Genomic DNA, 638 nt, shown 5'->3' with positions numbered 1-638 from the left:
CTGCTTGAGCTTGTTGAGCTCGGCCTGAGCCTTGGTCATGGCGTCCTTTGGCAGGCCGGCGGCATCGATGCGCTTTTTCAGCTCTTCGATTTCATTGTGACCTTCGTCACCATCGCCCAGCTCTTTCTGAATGGCCTTCATCTGCTCATTCAGGTAGTACTCGCGCTGGCTGCGTTCCATTTGTTTCTTGACGCGGCCACGAATGCGTTTTTCCACTTGCAGAAGATCGATCTCGGCATCCAGCAATGCCAGGACGTGCTCAACCCGAGCGGACAGATCAATGATCTCGAGAATCTCCTGCTTCTGCTCGATCTTCAACGCCATATGCGCCGCCATGGTATCTACCAGGCGACTTGGCTCATCGATGCTGTTGAGCGAAGACAACACCTCGGCAGGGACTTTCTTGCCCAGTTGCACATACTGCTCGAACTGGGACAGCAAACTACGAACGAACACTTCCGACTCACGATCAGGAGCATCCACTTCATCAATCAGGGAGACTTCTGCGCGGCAATGGCCATCAACCTCGCTGAAGCGCTCTACAGCGCCGCGCTGTTCGCCTTCAACCAACACCTTGACGGTGCCATCAGGCAGCTTGAGCAACTGCAAGACAGTCGCAATGGTACCTACGCGATAGA

Annotated in this window: 1 protein-coding gene; it reads right to left on the bottom strand. The window is 54.7% G+C overall.

From position 1 onward, the window contains the following. Window positions 1-638 (bottom strand): LON peptidase substrate-binding domain-containing protein (locus BLX41_RS36775; RefSeq protein WP_259745410.1); only part of this gene is annotated, 638 nt, incomplete at both ends.

It is taken from the genome of Pseudomonas protegens (assembly GCF_003732485.1).
Lineage (GTDB): Bacteria > Pseudomonadota > Gammaproteobacteria > Pseudomonadales > Pseudomonadaceae > Aquipseudomonas > Aquipseudomonas protegens_B.
The sequence above is the reverse complement of the archived record's forward strand: the minus strand, read 5'-3'. Positions and strand labels throughout refer to the sequence as shown.